This is a genomic window from Natrialba asiatica DSM 12278, assembly GCF_000337555.1.
Lineage (GTDB): Archaea > Halobacteriota > Halobacteria > Halobacteriales > Natrialbaceae > Natrialba > Natrialba asiatica.
The window spans coordinates 1-19257 of the sequence record NZ_AOIO01000032.1 but is presented as its reverse complement, the minus strand read 5'-3'; the positions used below and the strand labels follow the sequence as shown (position 1 = coordinate 19257).

Below are 19257 nucleotides of genomic sequence, written 5' to 3'. Positions count from 1 at the left end.
AGGACGATCTCGATGACGTTGAAGCCGACCTCGAGGCGTTCCGTCCCGAACTCGAAGCGGTCGAAATTCCCGAGCCGCCGGAGACGGAGGACGAGGAGGAAGAAGACGAGGATGAGGACGACGAACCCGCACCCGAGGAGGAACTCCAAGAGACCTACGACGAGATCGAGAGCGACCTCTCGGATCTCGAATCCGATCTGGAGGATCAGCGCGGTCCCTACGGCGAGGACGTGGTCGGCGAAATCGAAGACGCCAGCGGCACGATCACGGGCACGCGCTGGACCGCGGAAGGTCGCGACGAACTCCTCGTCGCCGCCGATGACTACCTCGGCGAGTTCAACGAGATTCTGGGTTCATCCGTCGCGCTGTCGACGGACGAGGCCGATGCAGACACGCCCGACCGACTGGCCGACACGCTCGACGACGCCGTCGCCGCCGTCGAAGACGCCGAACTCGATGCCGACGAAGACGCGGGGACGATCGCCGGACTGCTCGAAGCGACCGACGACTTCCAGGGGGCCATCGACGACGCGACGGAGTGGACCGATCTCGAGGTCCGCGAACAGCTTCGCCGGGAGGGCTTTTACGACGTGCTCGACCACGTCAAGGACTTTCCCCCCGAGTGGCACGCCCTCAAGGTTCACGAGAAGCGCGGCAACGTCGACATGATCCTGCTGGCCTACGAGAGTCTGGGGTCGGAGTTCATGGAGAATCACTGCCTCGAGGCGCTCGCCCGCATGGGTCCCGAGGAGGCCATCGATCCGATGGTTCAGAAGGCCGGCCGACGCGACGAACAGGCGATCAGCATTCTCGGCAAGATCGGCGTCGCGGACGACGATGTCGTCGATGCCCTGCTCGACTACGTCGACTCGAACCCGACCCTCCAGAAACCGACCTTCAGAGCGCTCGGCGAGATCGGTGCCGAGGCGGCCGTTCAACCGCTCGCCAACCAACTCGTCGCCGACAACCCCGACGTGCGAAGCTGGGCCGCGCGCGCGCTCGGACTGATCGGCGATACCCGCGCGATCGACCCGCTCGCGGACGTGCTCGCGGACGACGAGGAAGACAGAGTTCGCGCGAGCGCCGCGTGGGCGCTCAACCGGATCGGAACGAGCGACGCGCTCGAAATCGTCGCCGAGTACGATGACGACCGGGCGTACCTCGTCCAGGCTGAGGCCGAACACGCCGATCCCGAACCGGTCGCCTAACCCCACGTTCGTCGCTCCGTTTTGTCGCCGGTTCTTACAGTTTAAGTACGAAGACGCGGCCAAACCGGGTGATGTCCACTCGCCGGTCGGTCGCGCTCGTCCTGCTCGTGAGTTGTAGCCTGCTCACCGGACTCTCCGCCGGCGCGTGGGGCGTCTCCGACGGCGCTCCAGCAGCGACTCACAGCGCTGGTGTCACTGCGAGCGACGACCTCGCCTGTCCCGTGGCCGCTTCGACGAGTTCAGCTCCCTCGACGGCCGCGGGACAGACCGTCACCCGGCCTCGACTCGTCGAACTCGCGCCGAATCCGACGACTCAGGGGAACGCCGGCGAGTTCGTCGTGCTCGAAACGCCGCCGAACACCGGCGTCGGCAACTGGACGCTCACCGACGGCCACACCACCGCCGCGCTCCCGAACGAAACCGTCTCCGGTCGCGTCGCCCTGACCGCGAACTCGTCCGCCGCTGAATCACTCACCGACGATCCGGTACTCGAACTCGAGGGGATCGTTCGATTCGCCGTCGACGGCGACGAACTCGAACTGCGAAACGGATCGACGGTACTCGATTCGGTGGCATACGACCGCGCTCCGCCCGCACAGCGGTGGTATCGAACCGAGAGTGAAGGTGCAGGCGTTGATACAGGGACAGAGACAGGACCGGATGCGGATTCGGGAACCAACACCGACACCCTCGGCGCTGGCACCGCTACGAACACCGCTGACGCCGACGTAACCGGGCAGTGGTGGCCCTACGAGGCAACCTGTCTCCCCGTCTCGCGCAGCGACGGCGGCACGGCCACAACGTTCGTCCTCCCCGACGACCCGGCCGTGCCGCTCGACACCATTCGCGAGGCCGACGACCGCCTCCTGCTCGCCGGCTACACGATCACCTCCGAATCCGTCGCCGCCGAACTCGTCGCCGCGGCCGACCGCGGCGTCGACGTGGCCGTCCTCCTCGAAGCCAGCCCCGTCGGCGGCACACCGGCCGCAACCGAACCCGTGCTCGGGACGCTGACCGAAAACGGGATCGATGTCCGTGCGACCGGCGGCGAAGGTGCCCGCTACCGGTTTCACCACCCGAAATACGCCGTCGCCGACGACACGGTTTTGGTGACGACCGAGAATTGGGCTCCCTCCGGCGTCGGCGGCGAGTCGAGCCGCGGCTGGGGCGTTCGGCTGGCAGACGAGACCCTCGCGACTGAACTCGCGACCGTGTTCGAAGCCGACTTCAGCGGCTGGGATACCGAATCAGGGGCAGAATACGCGGTTCAGACGTCGTTCGTCGAGGAAGACGACGAGTTCACTGCGTCACCATCGTCATCGTCATCGCCATCGTATCCGACAGCACACGAAGCCGAACGACGATCCGTCGAGTCGGCCGAACTGCTGATCGCGCCCGACAACGCCGAACGCCGCGTCCAGACGCTTCTCGCCGAGGCCGACGAGGAGATTCTCATCACCCAGGCCAGCATCGACGGCGACCTCTCGCTGCTCGAGACGACGGTCGACGCCGCACGCCGCGGCGTTTCGGTTCGCATTCTGCTCGATTCGACGTGGTACAACGAGGAGGACAACGAGGCGCTGGCAACTGAACTCGGGAAGTTGGCGGAACGAGAGGATCTCCCGATCGAGGTTCGACTCGTCGCGGATACCGATCGCTTCGAGAAGATTCACGCGAAGGGAATCGTCATCGACCGCGAAACCGCCGTCATCGGCAGCGCCAACTGGAACGCAAACTCCTTCGAAAACAATCGCGAGGTCCTGCTCGCAGTGCACGGATCGGACGCGGCGAGCTACTATGCAACGGTTTTCGAGGCCGACTGGAGCGGTGACACGTGGTCACTGCCGATCGGAACGGTCCTCATCGGCACCGTTGCGCTCGTCCTCGCAGCACTCATCGGGCGACGGTACATCCGCTTCGGCGACGACGCTGCTGCTGTGAGTGGCACGCGGACTGATGAGTGAGTGCCAGCACTGACTGCCGCCACGAACCACGAACACGCAACAACGAGAACGAGGCTCCTTTACTTCGCGTGGTCGCCACTCTCGAGCAGTTCACAGTGGTCCTGCTCGGCATCGAAACAGTCCGGACACTGCGCCGGGCGGTCGATAATCGTATCCAGACGCTCGGCAACCGTATCGTCGATCACGCTCTCGAGCGCGCGGGCTTCCTCGCGGAACTCGTCGACTTCCAGTACGTTGGTGAGGAATCGTTCGATGATACAGTAGGTCTGGAGCGCGTTGTGAGCGCGTTCGAGGCCTTCATCGGTCAGGGTAGCTCCCTTGTACTTCTCGTGTTCGACGAGTTCACGATCCTCGAGTTTGCCGACCATCTCGTTGACGCTTGCCGGGCTGACTTCGAGCAGGTCTGCAAGCGTTCCCGTCGAGGCAGGGCCCTCTTCGATCCGTTGTGCGAGATAGATTGCTTTGAGATATTGGTCTGCCGTGTTCATCGCGTCCCTCCGTCGCTAATGCGCGTGGCGGTGATAGTATCGGTTCGACTGCGCTCGCCGTCGGTCGTGGACAGCGTCCAGACGGGGTTTTCGTTCCTGGTGCCGTTCCCGGTTCCGAACGTTGCAACCGCCACCCTCGGAACTACCGGCGTCATCATGCTCTGCGCTCCATAATTTCGGTTACTTCCTCGGCCCCCTCCTTTTCCTCCTCGCGGATCGTCGTGAGGGTGTCGAGCAGTCGGCCACGGTCGACCGCGAACTCGGTCTCGGAGGCGTCGATCGCGGCGATCAGGTCGTCGTAGAACTTGTACGCCGTTTCCTCGTTTGCCAACTGATCGTAGAGGACACCGTCCGTATCCTCGGGCGGACCGTACTGGGCGTCGACGAGCGTGTTGATCTCCTCGTAAGAGACCGTTTCCGCCTCGAGATCGTCGATCAGTGCTTCGAGGCGTTCACGGTGATCGGCCGACTCCTCGGCGGCGTCGACGAGTAACGTTTCCACCTCCCCGTCGACCGCATCCCGTTCGTCGGGGGGTAAGGTCTCGAGGTGGTGGGCGGCGCGTGACTCGACGACCTCCTCCAGCACGACCCCGATTTGTAGGAGTCGCGTGAGTTGCCGGTCGTTCGAGACGCGCTGTCCCAGACTCATGCTACGGCGTCAGGGCCGCGGCTACTTAATCGTCCCTACTCGCGCGCTCTCTATCTCTGTGCCCGTTCTCTTCTGCCACCAGAACGAACCGACTACCGTCTTCGACTGCTTCGACTGGCGCGTAAAAACAGAAACAGCGGTGCAGCGAGTTAGTCTCGCTTGTGCAGCCGCGTCGCGATCAGGTCCTCTAAGTCCTCGCGCAGTTCGTCGACCGCGATCTCCTCGAAGACCGGCACGAAGAAGCCTTCGACGAGCATGTTCCGCGCGGCACGCGGGTTGACACCGCGGGAGGTCATGTACAGCAGGTCCTCCTGGTCGATCTGACCGACCGTGGCGCTGTGGGAGGCCTCGGTGTCGTGATTGTTGATGATCAGCTTCGGCGAAGCGTCGGCCTCGGACTCGTCGCTTAGCATCAGCGTATTCTCGCGCTGATACGAACTCGTGTCCCAGGCCTCGCTGCCGACATCCTGGACGCCCTCGTAGACCGAGCGGGCGATGTCGTCGGTGACTCCGCGGGTGACGAGGTCGGCCGTCGTGTGCTCTGCACGGTGCCAGACCTTCGCGTCGAGATCGAAGTGCTGGTCGTTGTGGCCGTAGAACGCACCGACGATCTGCGTCTCCGAACTCTCGCCGTTGAGTTCGGTCGAGACCTCGGTCTTGGTCAGTTGCGTCCCGAGGTTCGCCTCGATCCAGTCGACCGTGGCGTAGGTGCCGGCGTCAGCGCGCTTGACGGTGAAGTTGTAGGCCTCCTCCGAGAGATTCTGGAGGCTGCCGTACTGGACGTTGCTGTTCTCGCCGGCGACGACCTCGACGACCCCGCTGTAGTACTGTTCGTCCTGTTCTTGGCCCGTCGACTGCCGTTCGAGGATCGTAACCGAACTCGATTCCTCGGTGACGACGAGCGTGTAGTTGAACAGCGACTGCGAGTTCTGTTCGGTTCGGATCGTCACGTCCTCGGCGTCGACGCCCTCGGGGACGTAGACGACGGTCCCGGTGCTAAACAGCGCCGTCGAGAGCGCCGTCAGGTAGTTCTCCTGCGGGTCGACGATGGAGCCGAAGTGTTCCTGCAGGAGGTCTTCGTGCGCTGCGACGGCCTCGGACCAGGAGAGGACCTCGGCGTCGGCCGGCCCGATCTGATCCTTGTCCTCGGCGGCGTTCAGCGGGTCGACGAACGACTCGAAGTCGAGTTCGTGGAGATTCGTCCAGTCCCGACCCGGTGTCCGGATGACATCGGGCATCTCGAGGTCGGCGAGCGCGTCGAGGGCCTCGAGGCGGGTCTCGAGGAGCCACTCGGGCTCGTCCAAGTCCCCGCTGATTTGGCGGACCTGTTCTTCCGTCAGATTAGCGTGTACCTGCGTGCTCATATTATCCGAGACTACCTTCCATCTCGAGTTCGATGAGGCGGTTGAGTTCGACCGCGTACTCGATGGGCAGTTCCTCCGTGATTGGCTCGATGAAGCCGGCGACGATCATCTTCTTGGCGTCGTCGTCGTCCAGTCCGCGCGACTGGAGGTAGAAGATGTCCTCGTCGCCGATCTTGCCGACGGTCGCCTCGTGAGCGACGTCGACCTTCGATTCCTCGATCTCCATGTACGGCATGGTGTCCGAGGTGGACTCGTTGTCGAACATCAGTGCGTCACATTCCACGGCGGTGGAGGAGTTCTCCGCGCCGTCGGCGATGTGGACGAGGCCGCGGTAGTTAGTGCGGCCACCGTCCTTGGAGATCGACTTGGACTCGATTGTCGAACTCGTGTCCGGCGCGTTGTGGTAGACCTTTGCGCCGGTGTCGATGTCCTGACCCTCGCCCGCGAAGGCGATGGTGATGTGGGTGTCCGTCGCGCCGCGACCCTTGAGGATCGTACACGGATAGAGCATGGTCGCTTTCGATCCCATGCTGCCGGAGACCCACTCCATCGTGCCGTTTTCTTCGCAGATGGCACGCTTGGTGTTCAGGTTGAAGGTGTTTTTCGACCAGTTCTGCACCGTGGAGTACTGCACGTGAGCGTCTTCGCCGACGAATACTTCCACGCCGCCGCTGTGGAGGTTGTGGGTGCCGTACTTCGGTGCGGAACAGCCCTCGATGTAGTGGACTTCCGACCCTTCCTCGGCGATGATGAGCGTGTGCTCGAACTGGCCCATCCCTTCCGAGTTCATCCGGAAGTACGCCTGAACTGGCATCTCGACGGTGACGTCCTCGGGGACGTAGACGAACGAGCCGCCCGACCAGACGGCCCCGTGCAGCGCGGCGAACTTGTTGTCGCTCGGCGGCACGCAGGTCGTCATGAAGTGCTCTTTGACGAGCTCGGGGTGCTCCTGGACGGCCTTGTCCATGTTGCAGAAGATGACGCCCTTCTCCTCCCACTGCTCTTGCATGTTCTGGTAGACGACCTCGGACTCGTACTGCGCACCGACGCCCGAGAGGGCGTTCTTCTCGGCTTCCGGGATGCCCAATTTGTCGAAGGTGTCCTTGATCTCGTCGGGAAGGTCGGTCCAGTCGTCGACGCCTTCGCGTTTGTCGGCGTCAGGGCGGATGTAGGGAACGATCTCCTCGACGTCCAGCTGGGTCAGGTCCGGCTGCCCCGGCCAGTCCGTCGGCATCGGCATATTCTGGTACTGCTTGAGCGCGCGGAGTCGCCGCTCTAACATCCAGTCGGGCTCGTCCTTGTCCTCGGAGATCATCCGGATAATCTCCTCGGTCAGCCCCTTGTCGGACTTGACGGCGGCGTTCTGTTCTTTCTTGAACTCGAACCGCGCCTCGGTGTCAGTTTCTTTGAGGTGATCTTGTTCTGAACTCATGGTTTGTATGTAGTCGTGTTTACGGCTGTAGCGTTATTACGGTTGTTCTAGCCAAATCCGGTTACGCGGTGCCGTAGACCTCTTCGCGGACCCAGTCGTACCCCTTGTCCTCGAGTTCTTCCGCCAGCGAGGCGTCGCCGCTCTTTGCGATCTTGCCGTCGAGCATGACGTGGACGTGGTCCGGCTCGACGTAGTCGAGGATACGCTGGTAGTGGGTGATCTGGAGAATACCGGTCCCCTGCTGGTCGCGCAGCGCGTTGATCCCGTTCGAGACGTCCTGCAGGCGGTCGATGTCGAGCCCGGAGTCGATTTCGTCGAGGACGGCGATCGACGGCTCGAGGATGGCAGCCTGCAGAACCTCGTTTTGCTTCTTCTCGCCGCCGGAGAAGCCGGCGTTGAGGTACCGCTGGGCGAAGCGTTCGTCCATCTCGAGCTGTTCCATCTTCTCCTGAAGGATTTCCTGGAACTCGGCGACGCCGATTTCGCCCTCGTCCGCGGGGCCTTCCATCGGCGAGGATTCGAAGCCCTCGTCTTCCGCCTCGTCCTCGTCGCCGTCCTCGCCTTCCTCCTCGAAGAGTTCTTCGCGTTCTTCGATCTTGGCGTTGAGTGCCGTTCGCAGGAAATTCGTCATCGTGACGCCCTCGATCTCGGCGGGGTACTGGAAGCCGAGGAAGATGCCGAGCGCGGCGCGCTCGTTAGGCTCGAGATCGAGCAGGTCCCAGGTGCGCTGGTCCTCGTCGATCTCGATGTCCTCGCCGAACTCGTCGTCCTCGATGTGGAGCAGGACCTCGCCCTCGGTGACTTCGTAGGCCGGATGGCCGGCGATGACCTTCGCGGTCGTCGACTTTCCGGAGCCGTTCGGTCCCATCAGGGCGTGGATTTCGCCCGACTCGACCTCGAGGTCGACGCCCTCGAGGATCTTCTCGTCGGCATCTGCTACTTCTGCGTGCAGGTTGGATAGTTCGAGGCGTGCCATAGTACTCTGTCGTGTGAATCGTGGGTCGTCCGACTGATAACGGTTTCGTATCCGACTGTATACGGTGCGGAATTCGATAGAATATTTTCCGATTGCGGAAATCGATATTTCGAGAGTGCGTACTTTGACCGGGAGAGAACGGGGTTCGAGGACGGCGATAGTGACGGTCGAAAGGCGGGTCGAGAGCCCCGAGAGGGGCGAGATATATCAGTAGTCGCCCGCGGTCGCTGGGCCGCTAAAGACCGAATACAGGAGCACGAAGTAGCCGACGATAAGCGGCACGAACGTGACGGCGACGACCGAGTTCACCGTGAGGGCGACCGGACTGACGACGGCCTCGCGGATCGACAGTGCGGCGGCCGGGTCGACGGCCGGGAGCATCGTCCAGGCGAGAAAGACGACGAAGACGAGCGCCAGTCCCGCGACCGAGAGCGCCCAGCCGTAGTCCTGCCGGCGGCGGTTCGCGACGATACCGAGCGCCGCGAACGCGATCGTTCCGCCGATGGCGACGGCCGTTTCGGCGGTCGATGGCACCGGCGACCCGCCGGGTTCGGCGAGGGCGATATAGCCGATCGTCGCGAGCGAGACGGCGACGTACCCGACCGATCCGAGGCGGCCGTACCGGCGCATCGTCCGCCGGAGGTCGCCGCGGGTCTTGATCGTCAGGAACGACGCGCCGAGGACGATCGAGAGCGTTACGAGGAGGAGGCCGACGGCGATCGCCGTCCCGTTGACCGTCGATTCGAGCCCGAACCGCCAGTTCGCAACGAGCATCCCGAGGAAAAAGGGCGCGAGCGTACTGCCGGCGACGAACGAGCGGTCACAGACGCGGTGCCAGCGGTCCGAATCGCGTTCCTCGCGGAGCTTCGAGCCGATGCCCCGGAGGACGAGCGCGGCTAGAATCGCGAAGATCAACAGGTAGTGCCGCGAGAGGAGATTCGCATAGACGGCCGGAAACGCCGCGAAGAGGACGGTCCCGAACAGGACGAGCCACACCTCGTTGGCCTTCCAGACCGGGCCGAACGCGGCGTGCATCGTCTCTCGCTCATCGCCGTCCGCGCGGGCGTAGAGCATGCCGACGCCGAAATCGAAGCCGTCGAGCAGCAGGTACGCGCCGAGGACGGCAAAGACGAACGCGAACCAGAGTTCGGGCAGCGATTCGACGGGATACTGGACGGATGACATGGAGACGAGTTCAGTCATCTGAACCCACCACCTGCTGGCCAGCATCCGAGTTCGAGCCGGAGTCGGGTCCCGAATCGCCGTCGCCCGCCGTCGGCGGCAGCAACCGCTCGCGTTCCGAACGGACGTACTGGCGGACGAGATAGCAGAACGTCACGAGCGCCGTGCCGTAGACGGCGGCCACGCCGAGCAGGGAAAGCGTCGCTTCGGCCGAGGAGAGGCCGATCGTCGCTCCCTCGGACGTTCGCAATACGCCCTGAATGATCCACGGCTGGCGGCCGACTTCGGTCACGTACCAGCCCGTGATCAACGCGGTGAATCCGAGCGGTGCAGAGCACATCAGGGCGATCAAATACCGGTCGCTGGCCCGGATGCCGCCCCGGAGGAGCCGATAGCCGCCCCAGACGCCGAGGCCGACGAACCAGAACCCGAGCCCGACCATGATGCGGAACGACCAGAAGACCAGCGCGACCGGCGGGGAGTCGTAGTTGAACTCGTTCAAGCCGGTAATTTCGGCGGACGGATCACCCCCGCTTGCGAGGAACGAGGCCAGATTCGGGATGTTGATCGTAAACAGGTTTTCGGCGCGCGGATCGTCCAGGGCGTCGACACTCGTCGGTACCGCGATCACGTGGAGGTCCGCCCCCGTCGACGTTTCGTACTGCGCCTCCATCGCGGCGAACTTCTGGGGCTGCGTGTCGGCGACGTGGCGCGCGTAGAGGTCGCCGTGGAACACTTGAAACACGGACATGACCAGCAACACCACGACCGCGGCGCGTAACGCCGTGTTCCAGACCTCGCTGTCGCGGTTGTGGTAGACGAAGTACGCCGCGATACCGGCGATCGCTAGCGTCACGGAGATGATCGCGGCCGACTGCATGTGGACGAACAGCCACGGCAGTCGCGGCGTGAAAAACGCCGCCATGGGGTCGGTAAGCTGGGCGACGGTCCTCCCGCCGCGCTCGACGAGTTCGTAGCCCCGCGGCGTCTGCATCCAAGCGTTCGCGACCAAAATCCAGAACGCCGACAGCCAAGCACCGAGCGCCACGAAGCCGGACGAGAGGGCGTAGAACCACTCCGGGACGCGCTCGCGGCCGTACAGCAGGATACCGAGGAAGGCCGCTTCGAGGAAGAACGCCATCTTGGCCTCGAACGAGAGCGGACCGCCGATCAGCTCGCCCGCGACCCTCGAGAACGACGCGAAGTTCGTCCCGAACATGAACCCGAGCGGAATCCCCGTGACCGTCCCCATCACGAATCCCAGCGCGAATACCTTCGTGAAGAACTCGCGGAGTCGGACGTACCGCTGCTTGCCGGTTCGGATCTCCTGCACGACGAAGTAGACGAGAAACGGACCGAGACCGACAGAAAGCGCTGCAAAAATGATGTGGATCGTCAGCGCCACCGCAAATTGGGCGCGGCCGGCGACGACGGGATCGAGCACGTTAGTCCACCCCCACCCGAACGGGGTAGTCACGGCGCTGTAACACGACGACCGGAACCCGATTGGAAGGGACCATGTCGACGGCTAAATCTTGGCCCAGTAACGGCATGTATCGTCTGGTGCGGCTCTCTATTGTGCCTTATCGACCCAGACGGATGCCGTGTGCCGGTGATCTATCTCGGACGATGGATCGCACGGGAGTCGTTGCATACCGAGGGAACGTCATAGAACGAGCCGCTACTGCTGTATTTCCTGCCGTTCTTTCGGTACAGGAGTTCCGACTACCGGTTTGGCGCAGGAGTACTATGATGCGTTTGCGCTGGTCGGCTCCCCAGAAACGGTGTTTGCCATCCAGCCGCCGACACGACCGAATCCGACGCCGAATAGGACCGAGGCGCACACTGTTAGCCCACCGGCGAAGACGAAAAAGACGACTCTGGAGAGCGACCACGTCGCCGTCGTCCCTGCCGTCACGAGGAATACGAGCGGTCCGATAGTGCTACCAAGAAGACCAGCGCGAAGTCCAGCAGCACTCGGGTCTGACGATCGGAGTGCAGCGACGACTCCCGCGATGAACGCTCCGATTATCATGATCCCGCCGCCGATGGTCGCCTCCGAGTTTGGCAGCCGCTCCAATACGGCGATGGCGGGTAGCGAGGCCAGCGCACCGATGAGCGCAAATCGCCACGCTGCAGGGAGCGTGTGGATGCGGAGGGGAGATACCATACTCATCTCTAATGGGTGTCAGTATCACAAGCATTTCGATTGACCGGACGATTGGTTTCAACGACTATTCAAGTACCGTTGCAAATCTATTCCTCGATCAATCGTTATCGGACGGCTACGATCAGTCTCGTGAGCGGCGGCGTACGACGCCCTCTACCGAATCAAAACAACCGGCAGAACGCATATCGACGACGGTGACGTGCGTCCCCGAGGCGGTCACATGAAACTGTCCAGCCCCTTCTGCTCCTGGCCGCTCTTTACCTCCTCCCAGGAGACGCCGAGTGCCTCGAGAATCCGCTCGATCGGTCCCTTCAGCGTCTTCTCTAACATCGTGTCGTAGTCGATCTCGAACTCCTCGGGAAGTTGGTCCTCGTACTCGAAACAGATCACGTCGGGGTCGCGCTTGAACGCGCCGTAGATCGGATCGGTTCGCGCGTCGAGTCCCTCCTCGGCTTCGAGTGCTTCGAAGAAGGTGGGATCGACCCGATCGAGGTAGAGCCGTTTCGGCTTGCTGCCGCGCTGGAAGTTGGTACCGAGGAGTCGGTTGGCGTACTTCGCGCCGCGAACCTGGGCCGTATCGGTGTCGTAGTTGTCCAATCGCTTGCCGATGCCGCCGGGGATGGCGATTTCCTCGGGCGAAACCGAACCTGCGCGAACGTCTTCGATGATGCCGTTGACGTACTCTTTCGCCCCTTCGATATCGCCCTCGCGGACGATCATCTCGATAACGCGGTGCTGGACCTCCTTCGTAATCGGAGCGATGTCCGAACGTTTGTACTCGAAGCCGGTGATGTCGATGTCGTCGACGTCCTTGCCTTCCTTCCAGATGATGTGGCCGGCGTAGCGTTTCTTCTTGCCGGCCTGGAAGAAGCGCCGGTAGAGTTTTTCGAACTCGATCTGGAAGCGGTGTTCCTCGGCGTTCAGATCCTCCTGTGCGAAGTCGTCGTAGCGGCCGTTGATGTACTCCTCGATGTCGAACGATTGCTCGAGCGCGTCCTCCTTGGACACGTCCGGGCCGAGTTCGAGCATGACCGAGTCGGTGTCTCCGTATGCAACCTGATAGTCCAGTTCGTCCGCGGCAGTCTCGGTGAACTCGATCACTTCGCGGCCGGTTGCGGTGATCGCCGAGGCCGCTTCCTTGTCGTAGAGTCGGAACTGCTCCCACCCCGACACGCCGTAGAGCGAGTTCATGATGACCTTCACCGCGCCCTGCTGGCGGTCGTACTGTTCGTACTCGGGCGTGCCGGGTTCGTGCTCGTTTCGCAGCGCCTTTTTCTCCTCGCGCTCGGCGAGAAGTTCGGTGATCATCTCCCGGTTTACGCCGTCGGGTTCCTTTCGGAAGTGGGTCCCGGTGGGTGCGACGTAGGTTTCGCCGTCGTAGGCTTCGGGATCGACCCTCGTCTCCGGCGACGCGTTGATCGTCGTCATGCACATCGGGTACAGCGACTTCAGGTCGAGCACGGTGACGTTCTCCTTGACGCCCGTGATCGGTTCGAAAACCGCACCGCCCTCGTACTCCTCGCCGGCCTCCTGTTGGCCCTTCGAGGGCAGCGCGAACTGGCCGTAGGCCTGGTGGAGGACGTACATGTCGACCGCGTCGCCGGGCGTCGGCGCGTCCTCGAGTTTACAGCCGACGAACGAGCGCACCTCGTCCCAGAACGGGATGATCTCCTGCTGGCGGTCGAGTTCAACGCAGAGTTCCACGTCCCGGAGGTTGTACGCGAGCAATTGTGTGGGGTCGTCCTCCCAGAGGTCGCCGATGTCGCCGGCGTAACGCTCCTTGCCGACCCCTAACTCGGCTTCGCCGACCGCGTCGAGCCGGTAGGAATCGAGTTCGGAGAAGACCATCCGCTGGTAGCCATAGAGCAGGTCGAAGACGACTCGGCCCTTGATATCCGGGCCGCCCCAGCCGCTTCGCCAGACCTCGTCGACGCGCGAGAGGCGGTCGGTCGAGAGATCGAACTCGTGGTGTGAGCCCTGGAGTTCTTCGAGTCGGTCGAGGAAGTACGGCGCGTCGAAGTCCTCGAAGTTCCAGCCGGTGAGCACGTCGGGATCCGTTTCGGAGACGTACTCGATGAACGCCTCGAGCATCGCTTCCTCTGTCTCGAAGCTCCGGATCGTGTGGTCGATCCCGCTCTCGATCGGGTCGTACTCATCGATCGCCGCGGGGATCTCACCGTCGCCCTCGTCGGCCTCGCAGATCCACATGACGTACTCGTCGCGGTAGGAATCGTGGCTGGTGAGACAGAGGATTTTCTCTTCGCCGTCTTCGGGGAAGCCGTGGCGGTCCTCGACCTCGATGTCGAACATACAGACGCGGGGATCGGCGTCGACGTCGACGGCCGCGACCTCGTCGTGGGGAACGACGAGCGAGCCGTCCTCCGCTCGGCGCTCGGGGATGCGAATCCCGCTGCGAACGTCCTTGTCGATGAGAAACCGGTTCGGGAACAGGATGTCGGCCTCGTAGTGCTCGAAGTCGTCCCTGATCTGTCCCACGTCACGGGGCGTCTGGCCGAAGATTTTCGTGAGTCGCTCGCCGCGGATGCTCTCGTAGGACTCGCCGTTCTCGTCTTCGGTTTCGCTGCCCGTGAGCCGATCGTACTGTTCCGCGGGCGGGCGGTCGAGGGTCTCGGTTGGCGCGTAGAAGTACGGTCGGAAGCCGACGAACTGAACGTGTTCGAGTTCGTTCTCGGTCGTCCGCCCGAAGACGTGCATGATCGGCCGTTCCTCGTCGCCGTAGCCGGCGATCGTGTAATCGACCTGCATCACCGCGAGTTCGAGTTCACCGTCGGGTTCGGGGAGGGTTTCTTCGACGACGTCTACCACCTCGGTCGTGGTGGTTCCACCGTTGCCCGCGACGGCGACTGCCTCTTCGTCCGGCCGCGTTGCGGACTCCTCTGAGAACTCCGCGAGTCCGGTCTGGCCCGCCTCAGTCATGGTATCGGGCTTTGTAGCCGGTGAATAAAAACCCCTGCAATCCACGCCGCTCCGTCGCCGCGTGGAGACGGCTATCTGGGGGTCCCGTGCGTACGCCGCTACCGATTTTGTTGGTTTCCACTCCAACGTGATATTGCAGCGGTAAAAAGACATATAATGTGGTAACACATACCAAGCACTCGGGTGAACGAGATGTCAACTGCTACCGACGACGTGACGGATCGTGGATCCGCTGTAGAGTCCCCGACGATCGAATCCTACGAGACTGACGATGGCGTCGTCTTCTTCGATGCCCAAAACCCGCTCGCGTGGGTCGAAACCTCCCGGACATTGGTGCTTACGGAGATCGCCTGAACGCGGACGTGCCGTCTGATCGAAAGACGGCGCGGGTGCGTTCGACTGTGGGGCAAGCCGTAATCTGCAACCAGCGACCTGCGAACTGTAACTCGTGAACTGTAACCTGCGACTTATCACCTGAACTCAGAACTACGTGTTGCAACTGCGGCCGACGAACGCGAATCCTTTTGCGGATGCTCGTCCTCTGCCCACCTGTGGTATCCGATCGGACCCCCGGGAACTCCGAGCGCACACACGAAGACAACGACAAGAGTGGGGTCCGAGACGCGACAGCGGACGAGAACGAACGTTCCCAGCCACACGGGAGCGAGTCGTCGTTCGATCCCACCGAGGAGTGGGACCCCGAAGCCGAGTTCACCGATCCCGAGAGCGATTCGTTGACGATCCCAGCAGTCGAGACCGAAGACGCCGGCTCGACGCTCCGCGATGACCTCGCCGCCGATCACGAACTCGACTCGATTCCCATTCCGGAGGTCTCGACGACCGAGACCGACGTTCCATCGGAACTCCTCAACATCTTCTGGGGACTCGTCCTGGTGATCAACGCCGCCGTTCTCGCGCTCTCGCTTGGCCTCCTCTTTTTGCTTTTCGACGGCGTCTCGACGCACGGCGTCGGACTCGTCGTCGGTGGTGTCGTTCTCTTCGGGTTCGCCTACCGCCGATATCGGTCCTATCAGGCCCGCAGCGACGAGCTCACGAGCGACGACGAGACAGCCGGCGGCTCGGAGCAAGACCCTGCGAGCAGCGATGGGGCAGCCAGGAATACTGACGCTGGCAAAAGTACTTCAGGGGATGGTACCGAACAACGGATACCGGGCGACTCTGACAGATCATGACAACCGTCCAAGACGACACCGGCAAACGATATCTGCTTCTCAAACGCTCCGAACACGCGAGCCTCGTTCGGGACCCACAGACCGGCAACGAGTGTTACGTCCAGAACGACCGCCTCGATTCGGTCGATGCTGACGAGGAATTCACTCCAGTTGCCGAGGTCGTCAGCAGCCCCGTCAGAACGCTGCTGACGACCGTCCACGACGAGGCCACGCTCGGCCTCCTCTTTGAACTCGCAGACCGGGGACCGCTCGACGTGCGGACGATACTCGCCGGAAGCGAGTTCTGTGAAAGCGATCTCCACGGCCGATTGACCGTCCTGACGAGCGCCGGCCTGCTCGCCGAGGTTGAACTCGGGGTCGGCGGCCGGCGGGGGTATCGGCTCACGGACACGGGCGAACGGGCACTGGAAACGATTCGATTCGATACCGCGGTCGATGCGGGTTCGGAGTCTGGTGAACAACTCGGTGCGGATGCGAGTACGGAGACGGACGACACGAGTTCAGTTCGCAAGCCGCCTCTCGAAACGCGAGACTCGTAGCGGTTCCGAGTAGCGAGTGGTTGATCGGGTTTTTATCGGTGCCGAGAGACGAAGCGTGAACTGGAGTGACGTTATTCTGCCGCGAGGAGCGTCGTTTCGGGTGTCTCGCCGCGTTCGAGTCGCGAGCGATTCGACGTTGCATCCTTCTCGACGCGGACCAGCGAGTCCGCCGCGCCGACGAGTTCGCGGTCGTGGCTGACGACGACGATCTGTTCGACGCCGAGGTCGCGCATCGACTCGACCAGCGAGACGAGTTGCGTCACGTGGCCGGAGTCGAGGAAGACGGTCGGTTCATCGAGGATGAGCGGGGGCATCGGAGCGGCGCCCTCGACGCCCTCGGCGAGCAGGCGATAGATGGCACACCGCAGGCTGAGGTTGAACAGCGCGCGCTCGCCGCCGGAGAGCTGTTCGGGATCGAGGCTCTCGCCGTCTTTCTGGTAGACCGTCAACTGGTAGTCGCCGTCGAGGTCGATCCCCGCGTAGGAGTCGTTCTGGTAGACCAGTTCGAACGTCTCGTTCAGCAGGCGTTCGAGCGTTTCGACGTTTCGCTGGCGCAGTTCCGAGCGCAATTCGCCGTAGGTCGTCTGGAGGGTTTCGGCCTCGCCGTACAGCGATTCGAGGGTCTCACACCGCTGCTCGACGGTATCGAGGCGATCCCGAAGCCGCTCGAGTTCGTCGAGTTTCTCCTCGACGCCGCCGATCTTCCCCTGGAGATCGTCGCGTTCGGCCTCGAGTTCGGCCAGTTTCTCGTCGACCTGGTCGATGTAACCCTCGGCGTTTTGCTTGTCTTCGCGCGCCGTTTGAACGCGGTCCTCGTCGAACTCGGCGTCGAGGTCGCGCTTGCGGTCGCGTTTCGTCGAGAGCGTCTCGCGGCGCTCGTCGTTCATCTCCTGCCAGTCGGCCCGTCGCTCCCGGCGGGTTTCGATCTCGCGCGCGAGTTCGGCGCGCTCGTCGGCGATTTCGCGCACGCGTTCGAGCGTCTGGATGGTTTCTTTGAGGGCGCTCCGGTCGCCGTTTATCTCGCCCAGCGTCGCCCGGATCTCGTCGATTTCGGATTCGAGATCGTCGGCCGCCTCGCGCTTCGATTCCGCCTCGGATTCGAGGTCGTCAGCCTCCTCGCGAAGGGCGTCCCGCTGATCGCGTCGCTCAGCGACGGCCTCCCGTTTTTCGGCGAGCAGTTGCGCGACGTTGTCGCGGTTGTCTTCGAGTCGTTCGACGCGCCGCTCGGCCTCGCGGAGCGCTTCAAGGTCTTCGAGACGCGCGTCGAGTTCGGCTCGTTCGGCCTCGAGTTCGGCGCGGCGCTCAGCGAGTTCGGCGCGTTCCTCGCGTTTCTCGTCTAACACGTCGACGTGCGGCGAGTTCTCGACGGGCTGGCCGCACTCGGGACACTTGCCCGCCTCGAGCAACGCTTCCGCCTCCTCGATGGCGTTGTCGACCGCCTTGATGTCTGCAGTGATGTCGTTTCGGTCGGCGACGACCGCCTCGCGCTCCGTCTCGAGTTCGTCGAGTCGCGCCTGCGTCTCGCCGAACGCGACTGCGGCGTCGTTGTCGCTGTCGCCGTCGTTGTCGCTGCCGCCGTCGTCCGTCTCCTCTCCGTCCGCAAACCGCTCTCGGAGCGATTCGATCTCGTCTTCGAGGTCCGCGAGTTTCTCCTCGCGCGCGTCTATCTCCGATTCGTCGTCGGCGAGTCGCTCGCCGAACTCGGCGGCGTCCTCGCGTGCGTCGGTCGCCTGCGCGTCGAGATCGGCTGCCGCTTCGCGGAGCCGTTCCCGTTCCTCGGTTTTCGTCTGGATCGAGGCCCGAACGTCCGCGAGTTCGTCCTGGAGTTCCTCGTCGCGGGCTTCGAGATCGGCGATGTGGCTCTCGATCGTCTCGTCGTCGGTGCCAGCGTCGCCGTCGGTGTCGCCGGCAGGGCCGACTTCGCGATCGAGTTCGGCGAGCAGGTCGTCGCGCTCTTCGGCGAGTTTCTCGCGAGTGTCCTTTCGGTCGCGAATCTCGTTCTGGGCGGTCTCGCGTTGTCGCTCGGTTTCGCCGATCTTCGACTGGAGCGAGTCGATCGCGTCGGTGAGCGTTTCGATCTCCTCACGAGTCTCCTCGTGGCGGTCGAGCACGTCCTGGGCCGTCTCTAACGTGTCGACGGCCTGTTCGCGCTGGGTTTCGTAGTGCTCGAGTTCGTCGACGAGTTCGTCGCGTTCGGTTTCGAGGGCGTTCAGCGTGTCGTGGAGATCCTGCGTTTCTTTCTGTTCGACCTGCGAGCGGACGTCGTCGAGGACTTCGCGCTGGCCGTCGAGGACGGTCTTGACGCCGAGGCGGGCCTCGCTCGCCCGCTCGCGGTACTCCTCGAGCGCGCCCAGTTGGAGCAGGTCGTCGATCATGTCCTGGCGGTCGCTCGGCGAGGCGTGAATGAGTTTGTTGACCTCGCCCTGGCGGACGTACGCGCAGTTGACGAACGCCTCGGCGTCCATCCGCAGGAGTTCGGTAATCGTCCGTCGCACGTCGCGTGCGCCTTCGACGGTGTCGGCGGGCGTTTCGAGGACGCACTTCGTCGTCGTCGCCCGGTCGCCGCGGAGTTTGAGTCGGCGCTCGACGCGGTACTCCCGGTTGTCGTGGGTGAACCAGAGTTCGATTTCCGCCTCCTCCTCGCCGGTCGTGATCACGTCGTCGAGCGTGCGGTCGTCGAGCGCTTTCGAGCCGTAGAGGGCGAAGAAGACGGCCTCGAGCAGCGTCGATTTGCCGCTGCCGTTGACGCCGTGAACGACGGTGACGCCGCGTTTCAGGGTGAGATCGGCGTCGCCGTAGCACTTGAAGTTCAGCAGACGGATTCGGTCGACCCTCATGCAAAATCACCCAGCGAGGCGTGGTCCGCCTCTCCGTCGTCGTCCGCCCGACTTCCGTCCTCGGTTGTCGCCGCAGTACCGTCGGCCTCGGTGGTTTCGCTCGACGCTTCGTCGCCGGCCGCCGCTGTGGCGGACTCCGCGTCCGTCCCCCCGAGTTGATCCGCAACCGTCGTCACGTCCTCGTCTGCAGGCTCGCGATCCGGGACTGGATCGAACGCGGCCCGATCGTCCTCGAGAAGGTCGCGGACGCGGCGCTCGACCGTCTCGCGCACGTTCGAGTTCGGCAACTCGTCGTTGCGAACCGTCTCGTCGATACCG

At 63.3% G+C, this 19257-nt stretch carries 15 protein-coding genes and 1 pseudogene; 5 read left to right on the top strand and 11 right to left on the bottom strand.

Features of this window, described 5'->3' with window-relative positions; genetic code table 11:
- On the top strand, positions 1 to 1208 hold a 1208-nt coding region (locus C481_RS14120; RefSeq protein WP_006109919.1), incomplete at its 5' end, for a HEAT repeat domain-containing protein.
- Between the two features lie 71 nt (positions 1209 to 1279).
- Positions 1280 to 3172, top strand: coding sequence for a phospholipase D-like domain-containing protein (locus C481_RS14115; protein ID WP_006109918.1), 1893 nt, complete (start codon positions 1280 to 1282; stop codon positions 3170 to 3172).
- Positions 3173 to 3231: 59 nt separating this feature from the next.
- Here the strand turns inward: C481_RS14115 and C481_RS14110 are convergent, their stop codons facing one another.
- The 9 genes from C481_RS14110 to C481_RS14070 all read right to left on the bottom strand — a co-directional run bounded on the left by C481_RS14110 (position 3232) and on the right by C481_RS14070 (position 14370).
- Positions 3232 to 3660, bottom strand: coding sequence for a metal-dependent transcriptional regulator (locus C481_RS14110; RefSeq protein WP_006109917.1), 429 nt, complete (start codon positions 3658 to 3660; stop codon positions 3232 to 3234).
- 154 nt (positions 3661 to 3814) lie between these two features.
- A complete protein-coding gene (locus C481_RS14105; protein ID WP_006109916.1) occupies positions 3815 to 4309 on the bottom strand; it encodes a hypothetical protein in 495 nt (164 codons plus the stop codon).
- 149 nt (positions 4310 to 4458) lie between these two features.
- Positions 4459 to 5673: a Fe-S cluster assembly protein SufD gene (gene sufD, locus C481_RS14100; RefSeq protein WP_006109915.1), complete on the bottom strand. Its 1215-nt coding sequence runs from the start codon at positions 5671 to 5673 to the stop codon at positions 4459 to 4461.
- Position 5674: 1 nt separating this feature from the next.
- A complete protein-coding gene (sufB, locus tag C481_RS14095) occupies positions 5675 to 7105 on the bottom strand; it encodes a Fe-S cluster assembly protein SufB (protein WP_006109914.1) in 1431 nt (476 codons plus the stop codon).
- 61 nt (positions 7106 to 7166) lie between these two features.
- Positions 7167 to 8081: an ABC transporter ATP-binding protein gene (locus C481_RS14090; protein WP_006109913.1), complete on the bottom strand. Its 915-nt coding sequence runs from the start codon at positions 8079 to 8081 to the stop codon at positions 7167 to 7169.
- A 207-nt stretch (positions 8082 to 8288) separates the two neighbouring features.
- Positions 8289 to 9284, bottom strand: a complete 996-nt coding sequence (locus tag C481_RS14085; protein WP_006109912.1) for a cytochrome d ubiquinol oxidase subunit II — start codon at positions 9282 to 9284, stop codon at positions 8289 to 8291.
- Entirely contained in the window at positions 9277 to 10707 is a 1431-nt protein-coding gene (locus C481_RS14080; RefSeq protein WP_006109911.1) for a cytochrome ubiquinol oxidase subunit I, read from the bottom strand. Before C481_RS14080 ends, C481_RS14085 begins: the two co-directional genes overlap by 8 nt.
- Positions 10708 to 11010: 303 nt before the next feature.
- Positions 11011 to 11433, bottom strand: a complete 423-nt coding sequence (locus C481_RS14075) for a DUF5518 domain-containing protein (protein ID WP_049904671.1) — start codon at positions 11431 to 11433, stop codon at positions 11011 to 11013.
- A gap of 216 nt (positions 11434 to 11649) precedes the next feature.
- Positions 11650 to 14370, bottom strand: coding sequence for a DNA-directed DNA polymerase (locus C481_RS14070; RefSeq protein ID WP_006109909.1), 2721 nt, complete (start codon positions 14368 to 14370; stop codon positions 11650 to 11652).
- Between the two features lie 192 nt (positions 14371 to 14562).
- Here C481_RS14070 and C481_RS22245 point away from each other — a divergent pair, with 192 nt between their 5' ends.
- From C481_RS22245 to C481_RS14060, 3 genes are all read left to right on the top strand, one after another.
- On the top strand, positions 14563 to 14724 hold the full coding sequence (locus tag C481_RS22245) for a DUF7331 family protein (protein WP_006109908.1): 162 nt from the start codon (positions 14563 to 14565) through the stop codon (positions 14722 to 14724).
- Positions 14725 to 14921: 197 nt separating this feature from the next.
- Positions 14922 to 15563 (top strand): DUF7322 domain-containing protein, encoded by a 642-nt coding sequence (locus C481_RS14065; protein ID WP_152422184.1) that lies wholly within the window; start codon positions 14922 to 14924, stop codon positions 15561 to 15563.
- Positions 15560 to 16102, top strand: a complete 543-nt coding sequence (locus C481_RS14060; protein ID WP_006109906.1) for a DUF7346 family protein — start codon at positions 15560 to 15562, stop codon at positions 16100 to 16102. The genes C481_RS14065 and C481_RS14060 overlap by 4 nt, the downstream gene beginning before the upstream one ends.
- 71 nt (positions 16103 to 16173) lie before the next feature.
- Here the strand turns inward: C481_RS14060 and rad50 are convergent, their stop codons facing one another.
- Positions 16174 to 18939 (bottom strand): DNA double-strand break repair ATPase Rad50, encoded by a 2766-nt coding sequence (gene rad50, locus C481_RS14055; protein ID WP_006109905.1) that lies wholly within the window; start codon positions 18937 to 18939, stop codon positions 16174 to 16176.
- Positions 18936 to 19257 (bottom strand): annotated as a pseudogene (locus C481_RS14050) (DNA double-strand break repair protein Mre11); the annotation flags it as partial. The gene rad50 and the pseudogene C481_RS14050, both read right to left, overlap by 4 nt.